Raw genomic sequence first — 13912 nt, forward strand, 5'->3', positions numbered from 1 at the left:
CCGCGGAAGTCCTCACCCCAGTCCGGCGGAGAACCCCGCCCTACAATTGCCGAGAATTCCGTCCGTGTGATGTCCGTCGAACAGGGGAAGCTCAGTTCGCCCGGGTCAGGCACTTGCGGCCTCGAGATCAAACGAACCCGTCGGGTTGACGGTAATCCAGCGCCCAGACGGCCGCCGACCAGTTACGCGACGCGACGTCCACCTCAGCTTCCTCAACGAGTTGGACCGGTCGCGAGGTCGCGGCACCAAAAGCGTCAGAACAGTTCGTCCTCGTCGGTGTCGACATCGGTGATGTTGGAGCTGAAGACTGTGCCGATCGGAACGGGGTCAGTGGACAGCTGCCCGGCCCGCTGCATAGCGGCGAGTGCCTTGTCCCGGGCTGCTTCACGGTCACGCAGAGCGAATGACCACTCCACGAGTGCTTTTCTCCATGCCTCCCGCATCTGCCCGAGTTGGTCAGTAGAGGCCGTCGTGCGGCTGCCGCGGTAAGTGCGGAAAGCGGTGTCCGCGATGCGCCGCGCGGCTTTGACGGTGTCCGCCGCGGCGGTGAAGTTGTCGCCGGTTCGCTTCAGACGCGCCTGCAGCTCAGGATCGGGCTCAGGGGCGTCAGGATTGGGCGCACGCAGCCGATCCTTGCCATCACGTCCGGATAGGGCATCGACCGCGGCCAAGTCCACCCGCTCTGGGGACGACGGGACAGCCGGGAGCACACCGGTGTCACTTTCCCTATCCAGGAGCATGACCGCGGCCAGCGCCTCTTCCAGTACCAGAGCCTTGTGGATCCAGTCCGAAACGCCGAGGAACCAGGACCGTTGGGCGTTGGCCACCCAACCACTACCAGGCGCACGGTCCCGGCAACGCTCATAACTCGCAGCAGCAGCCTTCACCGAGGCGCGGGCCACCTCGAAGTCACGTTCCGCTTCCCGTAGTAGCGACTCTGCTTGATACCGCTTGACCGACGTCACAAGGACATTAGAAAGCCACCGAGAAGCGAAAACCACCTAACGTCCATATGCGGCCACCGGAAGACGTCATCTGTCGATACAACTTGCGCCGGTCGGGGGCCTGGACGTGCAACGCGCAATCAATCCTTGGCGGAGTCGGCAGGGTCCTCATCCACGGACGCCGGCTGGTGGACGCAGCGGATCAGAGTTTCGGCGTCGGTCTCGCGCCATCCTTGATGATCGCAGTCAGGGCAGTCTTCGATCACCGACCGGTCGAACACGCGTTGCACGTCGGCATTGAGCTTGCGTAGCGCGAAAAGCGCTACCGGCGGCTGGCGCCAGCGTGACGTGTCGTACTCGGGGATGGAGTGATGCACCTCGATCGCTTTTTCGATCTTGTTACGGATGATGGTGGCCGTAGAAGCCTCCGGCGGACCCATGCGCGCGTTGCGCTCCTTCCAGCCCGCTGCGGTGTCTGCGGCACGCCAAGCGAAGCAGATCATTTGGCCTGGGGTGTAGCCAGCGACAAGACCTAGCCTGATGTTCTCGGCGAGCTCTTGTCGACGCGCTTCATGGACTGTTGGATAGCCGTACTTGTCCACCAGCAGCTCGTCGAGGTAAGTCATCACATCGACGAACTCCATGCATTCGACACAGTCGGCGAGCGCGCGGCGGGCTTCATACGCGGCCTGTCCCGAACCGGTCAAGAGGTATTGGCTGATCCTAATCAGTCGTAGCGAGTTGCTTTAGAGCAGACTCGCTGGGTTGGTAGCCGTCGGCGGGTGAGCACTGGCTGTTCCTGGACGTGGAGTCCTGATGAAAGAACGTGCCCTTGTCGATCGGCTGGGAGAGTTGATCGCTTCTGGGATGTCGTTGCCCACCGTGTCGGTGTGAGCACTGCTTGATTAGGTCGTTGATGGTTCTCCCGCTGGCTGCCGGTGCTGGTGTTCGTCGGGTTGAGGAGCTGGGTCGTTGCGTTTGTTCGTCGGGGATGACTGGGCTGAGTCGCATCACGATGTTGAGGTGCAGGACGAGACCGGCCGCAGGCTGGCCAAGGCCCGCCTTCCAGAAGGTGTGGCGGGGGTGGCCCGGCTGCACGCGTTGATCGCTGAGCAGATCGGCGAGGCGGCCGATGACCAGGTGGAGGTGCTGGTCGGGATCGAGACCGACCGGGGCCCGTGGGTGCTGGCGCTGGTCGCGGCGGGGTACCGGGTGTTCCCGGTGAACCCGCTGCAGGCCGCGCGTTACCGCAACCGGCTTGGGGTGTCGGGGGCCAAGAGCGACGCGGCGGACGCGCACATGCTGGCCGACATGGTCCGTACCGACGCCCACCAGCTGCGGCCGATCTCCGGCGACACCCCGCAGGCCGAGGCGGTCAAGGTGGTCGCCCGGGCCCACAAGACGCTGATCTGGGAACGGACCCGGGCCGGGCAGCGGCTGCGGCACGCGCTGCGCGAATACCTCCCCGCCGCCCTGGCCGCGTTCGAGGACCTGGACGCGCCCGAAGCGCTGGACCTTCTGGCCCGGGCCGCGACCCCCGCCGAGGCCGCCAAGCTCACGATCAGCCAGATCAGCGGCGCGCTCAAGCGGGCCCGCCGCCGCGGTGACCTGGCCGAGCGGGCCAAGCCGGTCCAGGCCGCGCTGCGCACCACCCACCTCGGCCAGCCCGACGTCGTGACCGCCGCCTACGCCGCCTCCACCCGCGCACTGGTCGCGGTCCTGACCGTGCTGAACGAGCAGACCGCCGTCATGCAGGGGCAGGTGGAGGCGCATTTTGGGGCGCACCCGGCCGCTGAGATCATCCGCTCCCAGCCTGGGCTGGGAGCGGTCCTCGGTGCCCGGGTGCTCGCAGAGTTCGGCGACGACCCCGACCGCTACAGCTCGGCCAAGGCCAGAAAAAACTACGCCGGCACCAGCCCGATCACCCGAGCGTCCGGCAAGAAGAAGACCGTCCACGCCCGCTTCGTGCACAACGACCGGCTCATCGACGCCCTCATGACCCAGGCCTCGATCGCGATCCGCCACTCCCCAGGCGCCCGCACCTACTTCGACAAGCTCCGAGCCCGCGGCGCCGCCTACAACACCGCCCTGCGCCAACTCGCCAACCGCCTCGTCGGCATCCCGCACGGCTGCCTCAAGACCGGCAGCCTCTACGACGAGACGACCGCCTGGCCGACTCCCGCGAACGCTACGACTTGACACAACTAACTCCTGGGATGTCTTTCTACTCGCTCGGCGGCCATCGTGGCGTCGCCGACCAGACGCCATCTGGCGTCAGCAATAAGGAAATTGACCCCGCCGTCCTCCAGAGAGACTTCTAAACGGTCCGCTGGAGTCTCGCGGGAGAGGGCGATCAGGCCAGCATAATAAAGATCCTTCAAGGCCGTGACATCGTAGTCCATGTCGCCGGTCCAGCCAACGGGGAACAGGTCGCTTACGCTGGGGATCAAGTTGTTCGGACGGTATACGGCGTGGTTCGCCAGTGCAATGTACAGAGCAAATCCAGGCGAGGAGGGGGCAGTAAGCGTGCCGGCGGATCCGTCTTTGGCGTCTTCTTTGTCGAATTCTTCAGCAATCTTACGGGCTAACTCTTCTGCCTGTTCGCGCTGGCGTTCCTGCTCGGCTCGCGCGGCTTCCGCTCGGAGCTTGGCCTCCTGTTGTTGCTCCTGTTCACGGACGGCGGAGCACTCTGAGCAGATATAGGTGGCGTTGGGACGGTCGAGTTTCGGACCGGCGACCCTGACGGCCCACGATCGGTTAGGGACGCGGATCGGCTCTTCGCACTGGGTGCACAACGAACCCAGCAGGGTGGCGTGTGAGACCGACTTCACCGTGGCGACAACTGACTGCAGATCACCGATGCTCTCAACTGAGCGTGCCCACTTCCCGGTCTCTGTGACCTCCCAATACAGCAACGCCAGGTCCTGGGCATCCTGGGGTTGGTCAGGCTTCACCACTACGCGGATACGAGGCGCACCGGTCGGGAATACGACCGCTATTGGGGCCGCGGCGGCCCTCCGCTCTTTCGCTCGAGCCCGCTCCCGCTTACGCCGACGCTCACGCTTCCCCAACTCGTTCCTCCTCCACTCCAGATGGTCTGCATTGCGCATCCTTGGCGCAACCAAGCCCGGAACCCAAAAGTCCGAGCACACCCTCGATGCCGAGGACTGCCCCCTTGCTCAGCGCCGCACTGGAACCGGTACAGCCTCAACAGCTATAAACACGACCCTCCGTCGTCAAAGTGCGGGCGAACGTACAGAGGCGGCACACCGGGACGGTGCCGTCCGTATCGATATTCCCACCCCGCAACCGGCGCGCGAATCCGCATTCATTAACCCGCTTGCGCGGGTCAAATGATCGGTGATGATTATGCGCCCCGTCCGCCGTGGTCTGCGGCGGCGATGACCAGGAGGACCTCGGCATCGTCGATCGTCCTTGCGTCCGCCGAGACCGCTGTGCGGACGCGTTCGGCCAACTCCGCCCCGGCCCAGGCACGGGCGTGCTCTTGGGCTTCGCTGCGCACGCCGCCGTCGCTTCTCAGGCGTTCTGTCAGGTGTTCAGCCATGTAGGTAACGAAGGCGTGCAACGGGTCTTCGGCATCTCCCTCGCTGCTGAGGCGCTGGAGCAGCGTCGCGCCATACTCCGGATCAGCAATGCCGGTCTGCGGGTCGGTCAGCACGGCGATGGTGTTGAGGATCAGCAGGTTCTCCGAGACATCCGGATCCGGGCCACCATGGCGGCTGACATAGTCCTCGACCGCCCCGTACCACTCTTCGGCGTCTTGGTCAGTGAGGAACGTGCCGTCAGGGCGCGGCAGGAGTCCGCCGGTCTGCTCGTAGGCGTGGATCCACGCCGGGTCGAGCCCGACGCGTTGCAGGAGGGCCACAGTCTCCCGAGCCACCTTGGCCAAGGAGGCAATCTGAGGAGTATCGACCTCAGGGTCGAAGAAGATCGGTTCGTCGGGACGGGGAGGCCGGCCGAACTTCTCCGCGAAGCTACGGTACTGCGACTCCAACCGGGCCGCGGTGTCCGCAGTCATGCGAACCACTTTGGCCTCACGCGTTCGGACATGGGAGTGCCCGAGTTCGAACGCGAGATTGATCAGGGCCCTGCCAGGCGAGCTGTTCCAGCACCGGTCCTCGGCGCGGACCTGCTCGGTGAAGGCGGGGACCGCGAAAAGCCGACCGAGGATGTCGTCGATCGGCTGAGTCCGCCTGCGGAGCCAGCAGGAGGATGTCGGTGATCGGAAGCAGGGGTGAGTCGGGGGCGAGTGAGAGTGCCCAGATGACTGCCCTTTCTCCGGCATCGTCAACGGCTTCTTCGTCGCGACCGACCAGCGCCAGGTAGAGAGCAGGCAGCAGCATGGCAGGTTCGCTGCGTGTGGACATTCCGCTCTCGGCCAGGCGATGAAGCCCTTCACGTAGCGCATCAACGGCCGTTCCGTCATGCGCCAACTCAACCTGCGTGCCCGCCCAGAACTGCTCGACCAACTCGGCCGCACCGCCGGGCGGCTCGGGAAGCGGCAGATCGTCAGATGGCCCGAAAATCGCCCGAGCACCGGCAAGAGCCTGCTCGGGGAGGAGAGCCCGGGGTAGCGTGCGCTGATCCAGCTTGGCGCCCTCCAGCCTGCCGGCGATCAAGCGCATGAACTCACCGTCGTCGGCCGGAAGGCCGTACTACTCTTCACTGGCATCGACGACCTCATGAACGAACCGCTCAATCCTCGACCAATGAACAGTTCCACGCAGCAGCCGGAGCCAAGCATCGCGGGCGTTTGAAAACTCGAACTCGTCCCGAAACATCTTCGGCCACGCTGTCCCCAGGAACAACGCGTCGAGCGGATCGAGCTCGTGGAACCATTCCGGCCCGTCGTCTTCGGTCTGGGCCATCCCCAACGCCCCGTACCCGAAAGCGTACGCGCCCGCCAGGCTGACCTTGCCCGGCGCGTTGAGGCGCAACAACCGTGCGAGCGCAGCGTCGGCACGCGCTCGCGGATCGCCGGAGGCAGTCCCCTGCGAGGCCTTCACCTTCGGCGACGCCGTCTTACCGCATTGCCGCCGGCGCCGTGCTGCTTCGCCCATTCCCTACCTCCCGATGCCAATACTACTGCTCCAAGAGGGTCAAGATGGTCGCTGGGAAGTCGGAGCCCGTCCACGTCGCTTACCGGGACATGTGGGAGATGGCCGGGCATGACACGATCACGCACGTCCCCAGCCCTAAACGGCACCCCGTTTACGGCTCGGCGTGCCTCGCCGCAGACGGATGATCATGTGCTGTGATGATCGGTGATGTGCCACAAGGGGTCGTGCGGCGTGTGGGCGGCATCAGCCCTGCGCAGGTGCAATACCTGCTCGGACACGCTTCGGTGGCCACTGCCGGGCGCTACTTCCGGGCTGGTCGCCGAACTCGTGGAGAGTGTCTAGGGGGACGGTGCGTGACCTGGGTCGGGGCCCGGCTCGGGGGCCGGCTCGGGTGTCGGGGGTAGCGAGTCGACCACGCGCACCCAACTGTCCACGCCGGTCCTGGCCAGCAGCTCGGCCAGCCGAGGGCGCGGACACAGCACCATGATCTGCCCGTCGGCGGCCCTGGTGCGCTTCCACAGCTGGACCACCGCGTTGATCCCCGACGAATCGCAGAAGGTCACCCCGGACATCTCCAGCGCGATGCACGGCGACGCCGTCAACGCGATCAGCCTGCCGACCCGCGCGAGCAGACCCGGAGCAGTGGCCAGGTCCAACTCGCCGGTCACCTCGACCACCAGCCACGACCCGATCTGCTGCACGCCCGCACCCAACTTGGACACAGACGGCTTGGACGCAGCCGACGATGCCGCCGACGCTCCATCCGGCGTCACGGCCATGCCGCCACCTTCCGCTGGACGACGGATCCCCGGGGTCTCCCCAGCAATTCTTACGCCACGTACGGTACCCGCACAGCAACGGCTCGGGACCAAAAGGTTCCCGCTCAGGCTCCCCACCTGGCCAAGCGCGCGGACAGCGTCGGCCGCGTGCGGTGCAGACGCTGCTCCTGGCGCTCGCTGTTCACCGGGCGACCTGGCCGACGGTCGCGGGAGAAACTGAAACTGGTCGCGGCGCGGGCCGCTTGTGCCCGGCCCCGTGGCGGCCAGCGGTCGGGCGGGCGCGGCCTACCGTGCCCGAGGCCTCCTTCTCGTTGCTCGGTCACCCGGGCTGTTCACCCTCGATCCGCGCGAGGGCTGCCTCGATCTGGACCTGCCACAGCGCAGTCGGAACCCGGCCTCGGCCCTCTTCCAGATCGAAGCTGTGGCGACCGGGATGGTGGGCGGGAAGCTCGCAGAGCTCTTTCTCGTCCGGGCGCTCGGCTTCACACTGGTCCAGGGCGGCCGTCAGTTCGCGTAAGCCGGCGGCGGGTGACCACCGGATCCAGACTTCGCCGTCGGGTTGGAAGCCCTGTCCGAGCGCCAGGTGGGGATCCGAATGCCCGGCCTCCAACTCGCACAAGGTTTTTGCCTCGACCACGTGTGCAGCCTGGGAGAGCGCCTCCAGATAGGCGATCTCATCGGCGGTGCGGTGGTGGTGGCGGTATCGTTGCTGTACACCGCCCGTTCCTACCGGCTGTCGCACCGTGGGCAGGTCACCAACCGGTTCACCAAAGCCCTGGAACGCCTGTCCTCCAACGACATCGACGCTCGCCTCGGCGGCATCCACGCCCTGGCCCACGTCGCCAACGACTCCCGCCCGCACCACGACGACGTCGTGGAGGTTCTGGAAGCCTTCGTCCGCCGCCGCACCCCAAAACCCGCCGTGACGACGGGCCGACTTTGGCCCCACGTCCTCATTTACCAGGGCGACCCGCCTCCGATGTTCAAGCCGCGTTGCCCACACTCGGTCGGCGGCCCCACCGTCCAGAGCGCGCATCCTCGATCTCAGTGGCCTCCACTTAGAGCGTGTCTCACGTGGGTTGCGTGTGTTCTGCGGGATAATGCGGGATCGTGTCGTCGGATCTTGCGTTGCGTCTGGTGCCGGATGAGTTGTGGGAGCTTGCCGAGCCGCTGATACCGGCGTTCAGGCCACGGCGGCAGGGTGGCGGGACGGCGGCGGTGGATGATCGGGCGGTGTTCACCGCGATCGTGTACGTGCTGACCAGCGGGTGTGCGTGGCGGCATCTGCCTGCGGAGTTCGGTGTCAGTGTGCCGACCGCGCATCGCCGGTTCACCGCCTGGACGCGGGCGGGGCTGTGGCCGCGGCTGCATCGCGCGGTGCTGGACGAGCTGGGTGCACGGGGGCAGGTGGACTGGGCGTCGGCGATCGTGGACGCCGCGGCCGTCCGCGCGAAAAGGGGGGCACGCTGACCGGCCCCAATCCGGTCGATCGAGGCAAGAAGGGCAGCAAACTCCACGTACTGTCCGACGCCGCCGGGCTGCCGCTGGTGGTCGCGGTGTCGGCGGCCAACGTCCACGACAGCCAGGCGCTCAAGCCGCTGCTGATGGCATTGCCGGCGATCCGGTCCCGGCGGGGACCGCGCCGGCGCAGGCCGGTCAAAGTCCGCGCTGACAAGGCTTACAACTCCGCCGAGCATCTGGCCTGGCTGCGCAGACGCGGGATCGTCCCGCGGATCGCCCGAGCGGGCGTCGAATCGAGCGAACGCCTGGGCCGCCACCGCTGGATGATCGAACGGACGCTGGCCTGGCTGTTCGGCTACCGGCGTCTGACCGTCCGCTGCGAACGCCACGGCCACCTGTTCAATGCCTTCCTCGTCCTCGCCGCCGCCATCACCTGCTACAAGAAGCTCGCAAAACTACCCACGTGAGACACACTCTTAGTCGGCGCTCGCCTGGCCAACCTGGACCTGAGCAGGGTGGGCTAAGAGACGCCGACCTGAGGGCCGCGAACCTATGGGGCGCGAACCTGTACGGCGCGAACCTGTGCGAGGTGGCAGGCCGGTCCGAGCGGGAAATTCATGCGGTGGCCAAGGTGAATGAGCGCACCTACTTCTGATCGTCCATAAGACGACCGCCATCGTTTTCCGACGCATCTCGGGTAGGAAGCCGCTTCTTCGTGAAGCGTCATGAGCTCGCTGCGGAGCACACGCTCGGTTCTCAGGGGGACGATCGGCCGGCGGCCCCAGAGAAGGCCGCCTTGGGGGGACGCGGTGTGTCCAAAGAAGGCCGCCTCGTTGAGCCCGGCCTCCCCAGAGAAGATCGCCCCGAACCAGGCATCGCCGGAGAAGCTGAACGCAGCCAGGTTGATCATGAATGCTGTGCAGGCTCGACAGATGGCCGCTCGCCTGCGGGGTACGTGGTGGGGTGTTGGAGGTTTGTCAGCAGCGGGGCGATGCGTTTGAGTGCGCGCGCGCGCCGAGACTTGAGTGTTCCGGACGGAACCTCCATGACCTCCGCCGCGTCGTCGACGGAGTAGCCCATCATGTCGATCAGGATGAGGGCGGCGCGCTGCTCGTACGGGAGTTGCTCCAGGGCGGCGCGGACGTCTAGTGACACCCCGTGGGCGTCGGTCGGGTCGGGCAACTTGGGCGCGACGGCGTCGAAGGTCGCGTCGTCGCCCATCGAGGTCGCGGGCCGGGCGGACCTGCGGCGGATCCGGTCCAGGCAGGCGTTCACCACGATGCGGTGCAGCCAGGTTGTGGCGCTGGCGTCGCCGCGGAACCGGCCGGCGGCGCGGAACGCCGACAGGCACGCGTCCTGCAGGGCGTCGGCGGCCTCCTCCGGGTCGCCGAGCGTGCGCAGCGCAACGCCCCACATACGATCTCGGTGGCGGTGCAGCAGCTCGGCGAACGCGTGCGGGTCTCCTTCCGCGTGCCAGGCCATGAGGTCGGCGTCGGTCGCTTCAGATCGGCGTCGCGTCTGCTCTTCAAGGCTCTGCCGACTGGTGCGGTTGGGCGGCTGTGGCTGATTTTTGAGGCGGGACCAGGCGTTTTTCCAGCGTGCGGCGTGTGCTTCGCCCACACCGCATGCGGCCACGTAATCCAGTACGAACTCCAAACGGGTGGGCAGCCGATCCCGTCGCAACGCCTCGCTGACGGTCGCAGGCGGTAGCCGGTAACCACCCGCCCATTGATTGAGAGCGGACAAGGACGGGTTACCCGCCCACGCCCGTAGGCCCCTCAAGAGCGCGACGAACTGCGCTGGAGTCGCTGCCGTTTCGGGGTCAGGTGGATCGCCGCCCGGCAACTCCGGGTGCTGGATTACTGATCTTCCTGCAGCCTGGCTGGCCTGGGAATGCAAGGTGTGGGCACGTTCGATGTCTCCTCCGCAGGCACTGACGAACAGCCGGGTGACCTGCCAGGTCGGGAGTTCTCGGCCGCTGGCGGCACTGCACAGGGTCGAGCTGGCTATGCCAGTGAGCGCAGCCAGCTCCCGATAGGTGGCGCCCTTCCGCCGGCGCAGTCGACGCAGCTCGCACGCGAGCTCGTGCGACGGGCCGGCGGAAGGGACCAGCGGCTGCTCTGGCCGTCCACCGCCAGGCATCACATTGCGTAACGCTAGGCGTTGTCGATCGACGCGATCTGGAGCCGGGCGGCGATTTCAGTAGCAATCAGCCCGGCGCCACCGATGACCGCAAGCGCGGCGGCACTGGGGTAGCCGTGGCCTAGGAGCCACAGCACCCCCACCATCACGATGATCAGGATTACGATCGACCCGCGGACCGCACCACCGGCCAGCCGTGCCCCGGGTGGAGGAAGCTCTCCCGCGGGCCGATTCCGATCCAGGCGCGACTTTGCGCGCACGAAGGGCAGCATCGTCGAGTACACCCCTTCCCATTGTCCAGTGGCGTGAGACGAGGACTTGAGAGTTCAGGCGGGCGTGGTTACCGCCACACCCGACCTGAGATTCGACTCCCATCTCAACTCTCCACCAATGTTCATGAAGGGGTAAATCCCTTTGAGTTGTTCGGAGGCATTCGGATTCTGCTCACCTCTGGACAGCCGAGAGGCGCGCGCTTCGCTGGGGTTTGACGATCATCGCGCTTGCAGGCTGGCGCGATACCTATCTCGCCAGGTCAAAGCGCGTTTCGATCCGGGCGGGTGCTAACTAGTTGGCCAGGAATGCCTTACCATCATGGAAGTGGGTTCTTTCTTGTGAGCCCAGACGGTAGAGGCGCGCCATCCAACAGGAGCACATTCACCACGTCGCCGAGCACCCCGGTTTCATTGGCGTGAGACGAGGCGCCCAGGCGATCAAGGCGGGCATCTGTTACCGCAGGTGCCCGCCTCTGCACGTGAGACGCGGGGGCTGGGGAACCCAGGCACAGTGTCTCACGCCAATGAAACCGGCAGTTATCGGCAAGAACGATCTTGCTCGTTGGGTGGCGGGTTTGGATCTTCGTTTTACGACAAATATGTCGCTATGCCATCTAGCAGCCACATGAGTCGCCTCCCGGTCGCGTCCTTGAAGTTGACCGTGCCACCCGCGGAATGGACGCGCTCGAAGGCGACCATGCTGACGGCGGGGCCGGGCGCGCGGGGGCGGCCACATGTGGTTGGGAGGGGCGGACTGGGTCGTGTCGGGGGCGCTCGGTGGTGATGATGCCGTGCTCCCGGGCCGCGGTCAGATCATGAATGGACCCCGGCAGGGCCGGCGAAGCCCAGATCAACTCGCCGCGCGGATCGGTGAGGAACTGGACGTTCACGCCATGGCAGCGGTGGTTGCCCGAGTAGTGGAGCCGGTCGTTCCCGCCCGACAGGTAGTCGGTGGCCGCCAGCATGCCCGTCGAGGATGGCGGCGGCCTGCTCCTGGCGTTGGCGTTCCAGACACGGCGGGTCTACCTCCAACGGCCCGGGCGTGGTCCCAGTTGCGAGGCTGCACAATGCGCTTCAGAGTCGGGCGAGGGGCATCAGGCGCGAAGGAGGCGAGGATCTCGTGAGCGGGAAGACGGTCACCGGCCTGGCCATAGTGTTGGCGCTCGCGCTGATCGGTTGCTCCGATTCGTCCTCCAGCCGAGGGGAGCAGGAAGGAACGCCACGGACGGCCCCGTCTGCCTCCCGTCTGACAGCGACACCAACCGCCTCTTCCAGTGCCGATGTCGGCGCGGTCTGCCAGACGGTGGACACCGCGGCGTGGAACCAGGCGGTTGCCGCGACGCTCGCCGTCGGCGCGAACAAGAAGAACTACTCGGCGTTGCGGGCCGACGTCGCGGAGACCTACCGGGACCTTGCCGACCAACTGTCGGCAATCGCCCCGCAGGCCCCCCAGAAGCTGCGGTCGGCACTGACACGGTGGGTGTCCGCCAGCACCGCGGTGGCGCGTTTCATCGCCAGGCAACAACCCCGCCCTGGCATCGTCATCGACTACGGGCCGCCGGAAAAACAATGGGAGGCGGCACAGAAGGCCGCCGAAAAGAAATGCGGGCGCCGACTCCCCGACCTCGATCACTAACGGCACACTCCTCAAACGTCCCTGCGGGCGGTGTCCGGGATTCCAGCCGGCCTTGCCGAAGGTGTCGCGGGAACTCGGGATGGTCTTGAAGCCGCGGAGCGACGGTGCCGTCTCCGATCCCTGCGGTCTGGCAAGCCAGCGGCAGACTGCCGCCGGCGGAGGGCAGCGCGGCGCGGACGCCTTCGGTCGCTGTCAGCGGATGGCAGCCTGAATACGGTCGAACCCTCCCCACCCGCAACCTTCGACACCACCTACTGCCAGTGGTGCCCCGAACACGGCATCGACCCTGATCGACACTGCAGCGCATAACTCGCTCGATGAGCCCGCCAGGTCAATCAGTGAAGACGATTTCGGGAATCAGTGCAGAGGGCTCCGGAAATCGACACCCTGGATGGGCCGGTACTCCGGCCAGCACTGTCGAAAAACGTGTCGGATAGTCCGGGCGTTCATCTAGTCTTGCAGCACCCTTTTTCGTACACTCGCGGTCATCGAGGAGATGTACGTGTCGAAGAACGTCGAGCTTCCGGCGGGCCCGCTGCTGGACGGCTCGCTCGGCGACGACCCGCTCGCGCCGGAGCCGGCCGTACTCGAGGGCGGGATCCTGATCGGCTACGCCCGGGTGTCGACCGGCGGGCAGCGCCTGGACCGGCAGCTCGCCGCGCTTGAGCAGGCCGGGTGCGCGCGGATCTATGCCGACAAGAAGGCCGGCGAGAACGTCGAGCGCGCCGAGCTGTGGAAGGCGCTGGAGTACGCCCGGCCCGGCGACACCCTGGTGGTGCCGTCGCTGGAGCGCCTGAGCCGCTCGCTGAAGGACCTCATCGCGATCGTGGCGAACCTGCGCACGCGCGGGATCGGGTTCCGGTCGCTGCACGAGGCGATCGACACCACCACGCCCGGCGGCCGCCTGGTTTTCCACGTGTTCGCGGCGCTGGCGGAGTTCATCCGCGAGCTGATGGTGGAGGGCACCCGCGAGGGCCTGCAAGCCGCGCGGGCACGCGGGCAGCGCCTCGGCCGCCCGCCGGCGCTCACCCCTGATCAGGTCCACCAGGCCCGCGCCCTGCTGACCCGGCCGGAGGAGTCGGTCACCTCCATCGCCCGGCTGCTCGGGGTGAGCCGCTCCACGCCGTACAAGTACGTCCCCGAGGCGGCAGGCGGGTCCGGTGTCGTCGGGCCCGCCGCCGACACCGCGCCCGCGCCCGGGGAGAACGCGCCCGCGGAGGACGCGTCTCGGGAGGACGAAGGTGTGGCACCTGTTGGCTGGGACGGGGAATGGCGGCTGGTCCCCGACGATCAGGACGAAGACCGCTGGCACCTCACCCACCACGGGCACCCCGCCGGAACCATCACCAAATCGGAAGCACGGGAAGGTCCTCGCGCCGAGGAACCCGCCGATCGTGACTGGCCCCCGGGAACCCGCCCGGGATGGCGGGCCGTGACCTCCAACGGCCGGCACCTACCCGCCGAGCCCGGCTACAGCTACAGCCCGCGCAGCACCGAGACCTGGCGCACCCGTGACCTGGCGGCCACCGCGGTCGCGCGGGCACACCTGCTCCACTGCCCGACGACCCCGACGGCACCGGCCTGATACGGCCATGGC

Annotated in this window: 15 protein-coding genes and 2 pseudogenes; 5 read left to right on the forward strand and 12 right to left on the reverse strand. The window is 66.9% G+C overall.

Features of this window, described 5'->3' with window-relative positions; all coding sequences use genetic code 11:
• Nucleotides 1-254 precede the first annotated feature (254 nt).
• Both QP089_RS30705 and QP089_RS30710 read right to left on the reverse strand, forming a co-directional pair.
• Entirely contained in the window at nucleotides 255-965 is a 711-nt protein-coding gene (locus tag QP089_RS30705) for a hypothetical protein (RefSeq protein ID WP_285916215.1), read from the reverse strand.
• Nucleotides 966-1084: 119 nt separating this feature from the next.
• Nucleotides 1085-1651, reverse strand: a complete 567-nt coding sequence (locus QP089_RS30710; RefSeq protein ID WP_285916216.1) for a hypothetical protein — start codon at nucleotides 1649-1651, stop codon at nucleotides 1085-1087.
• A 265-nt stretch (nucleotides 1652-1916) separates the two neighbouring features.
• Here QP089_RS30710 and QP089_RS30715 point away from each other — a divergent pair, with 265 nt between their 5' ends.
• The gene (locus QP089_RS30715; RefSeq protein WP_446474099.1) at nucleotides 1917-3143 is read left to right on the forward strand and encodes an IS110 family RNA-guided transposase; all 1227 of its coding nucleotides are present in this window, start codon (nucleotides 1917-1919) and stop codon (nucleotides 3141-3143) included.
• A gap of 5 nt (nucleotides 3144-3148) precedes the next feature.
• Here the strand turns inward: QP089_RS30715 and QP089_RS30720 are convergent, their stop codons facing one another.
• The 6 genes from QP089_RS30720 to QP089_RS30745 form a co-directional block, all read right to left on the reverse strand.
• Nucleotides 3149-3898, reverse strand: a complete 750-nt coding sequence (locus QP089_RS30720; protein ID WP_285916217.1) for a hypothetical protein — start codon at nucleotides 3896-3898, stop codon at nucleotides 3149-3151.
• Nucleotides 3899-4311: 413 nt separating this feature from the next.
• Nucleotides 4312-4983, reverse strand: a complete 672-nt coding sequence (locus tag QP089_RS30725; RefSeq protein ID WP_285916218.1) for a hypothetical protein — start codon at nucleotides 4981-4983, stop codon at nucleotides 4312-4314.
• A 16-nt stretch (nucleotides 4984-4999) separates the two neighbouring features.
• Nucleotides 5000-5590, reverse strand: coding sequence for a hypothetical protein (locus tag QP089_RS30730; RefSeq protein ID WP_285916219.1), 591 nt, complete (start codon nucleotides 5588-5590; stop codon nucleotides 5000-5002).
• Nucleotides 5591-5620: 30 nt separating this feature from the next.
• Nucleotides 5621-6025 carry a hypothetical protein gene (locus QP089_RS30735; protein ID WP_285916220.1) on the reverse strand — a complete coding sequence of 135 codons (405 nt, stop codon included), beginning with the start codon at nucleotides 6023-6025 and terminating at the stop codon, nucleotides 5621-5623.
• A gap of 338 nt (nucleotides 6026-6363) precedes the next feature.
• Nucleotides 6364-6747: an STAS domain-containing protein gene (locus QP089_RS30740; RefSeq protein WP_285916222.1), complete on the reverse strand. Its 384-nt coding sequence runs from the start codon at nucleotides 6745-6747 to the stop codon at nucleotides 6364-6366.
• Between the two features lie 376 nt (nucleotides 6748-7123).
• Nucleotides 7124-7840, reverse strand: coding sequence for a hypothetical protein (locus QP089_RS30745; protein WP_285916223.1), 717 nt, complete (start codon nucleotides 7838-7840; stop codon nucleotides 7124-7126).
• 74 nt (nucleotides 7841-7914) lie between these two features.
• Here QP089_RS30745 and QP089_RS30750 point away from each other — a divergent pair.
• Nucleotides 7915-8732, forward strand: a protein-coding gene (locus QP089_RS30750; protein WP_285916224.1) for an IS5 family transposase whose coding sequence is annotated in 2 segments (ribosomal slippage) — nucleotides 7915-8262 and nucleotides 8265-8732 — 816 coding nt in all. Because the reading frame shifts where the segments join, the coding sequence is not laid out codon by codon here.
• Entirely contained in the window at nucleotides 8729-8920 is a 192-nt protein-coding gene (locus QP089_RS48910) for a pentapeptide repeat-containing protein (protein ID WP_353070643.1), read from the forward strand. The genes QP089_RS30750 and QP089_RS48910 overlap by 4 nt, the downstream gene beginning before the upstream one ends.
• A gap of 251 nt (nucleotides 8921-9171) precedes the next feature.
• Here QP089_RS48910 and sigM read toward each other — a convergent pair whose 3' ends face one another.
• From sigM to QP089_RS30765, 4 genes and pseudogenes are all read right to left on the reverse strand, one after another.
• Nucleotides 9172-9921, reverse strand: a complete 750-nt coding sequence (sigM, locus tag QP089_RS30755) for an RNA polymerase sigma factor SigM (protein ID WP_285916226.1) — start codon at nucleotides 9919-9921, stop codon at nucleotides 9172-9174.
• A gap of 267 nt (nucleotides 9922-10188) precedes the next feature.
• Nucleotides 10189-10407, reverse strand: a pseudogene (locus QP089_RS48915) (helix-turn-helix domain-containing protein); the annotation flags it as partial.
• Nucleotides 10408-10421: 14 nt separating this feature from the next.
• A complete protein-coding gene (locus QP089_RS30760; protein ID WP_285916228.1) occupies nucleotides 10422-10691 on the reverse strand; it encodes a hypothetical protein in 270 nt (89 codons plus the stop codon).
• 770 nt (nucleotides 10692-11461) lie between these two features.
• Nucleotides 11462-11647 (reverse strand): annotated as a pseudogene (locus QP089_RS30765) (transposase family protein); the annotation flags it as partial.
• Between the two features lie 152 nt (nucleotides 11648-11799).
• Here QP089_RS30765 and QP089_RS30770 point away from each other — a divergent pair.
• Nucleotides 11800-12315: a hypothetical protein gene (locus QP089_RS30770; protein WP_285916229.1), complete on the forward strand. Its 516-nt coding sequence runs from the start codon at nucleotides 11800-11802 to the stop codon at nucleotides 12313-12315.
• Between the two features lie 502 nt (nucleotides 12316-12817).
• Nucleotides 12818-13900, forward strand: a complete 1083-nt coding sequence (locus QP089_RS30775; protein WP_285916231.1) for a recombinase family protein — start codon at nucleotides 12818-12820, stop codon at nucleotides 13898-13900.
• Nucleotides 13901-13912: the final 12 nt, after the last annotated feature.

The organism is Actinomadura opuntiae, assembly GCF_030283205.1.
Lineage (GTDB): Bacteria > Actinomycetota > Actinomycetes > Streptosporangiales > Streptosporangiaceae > Spirillospora.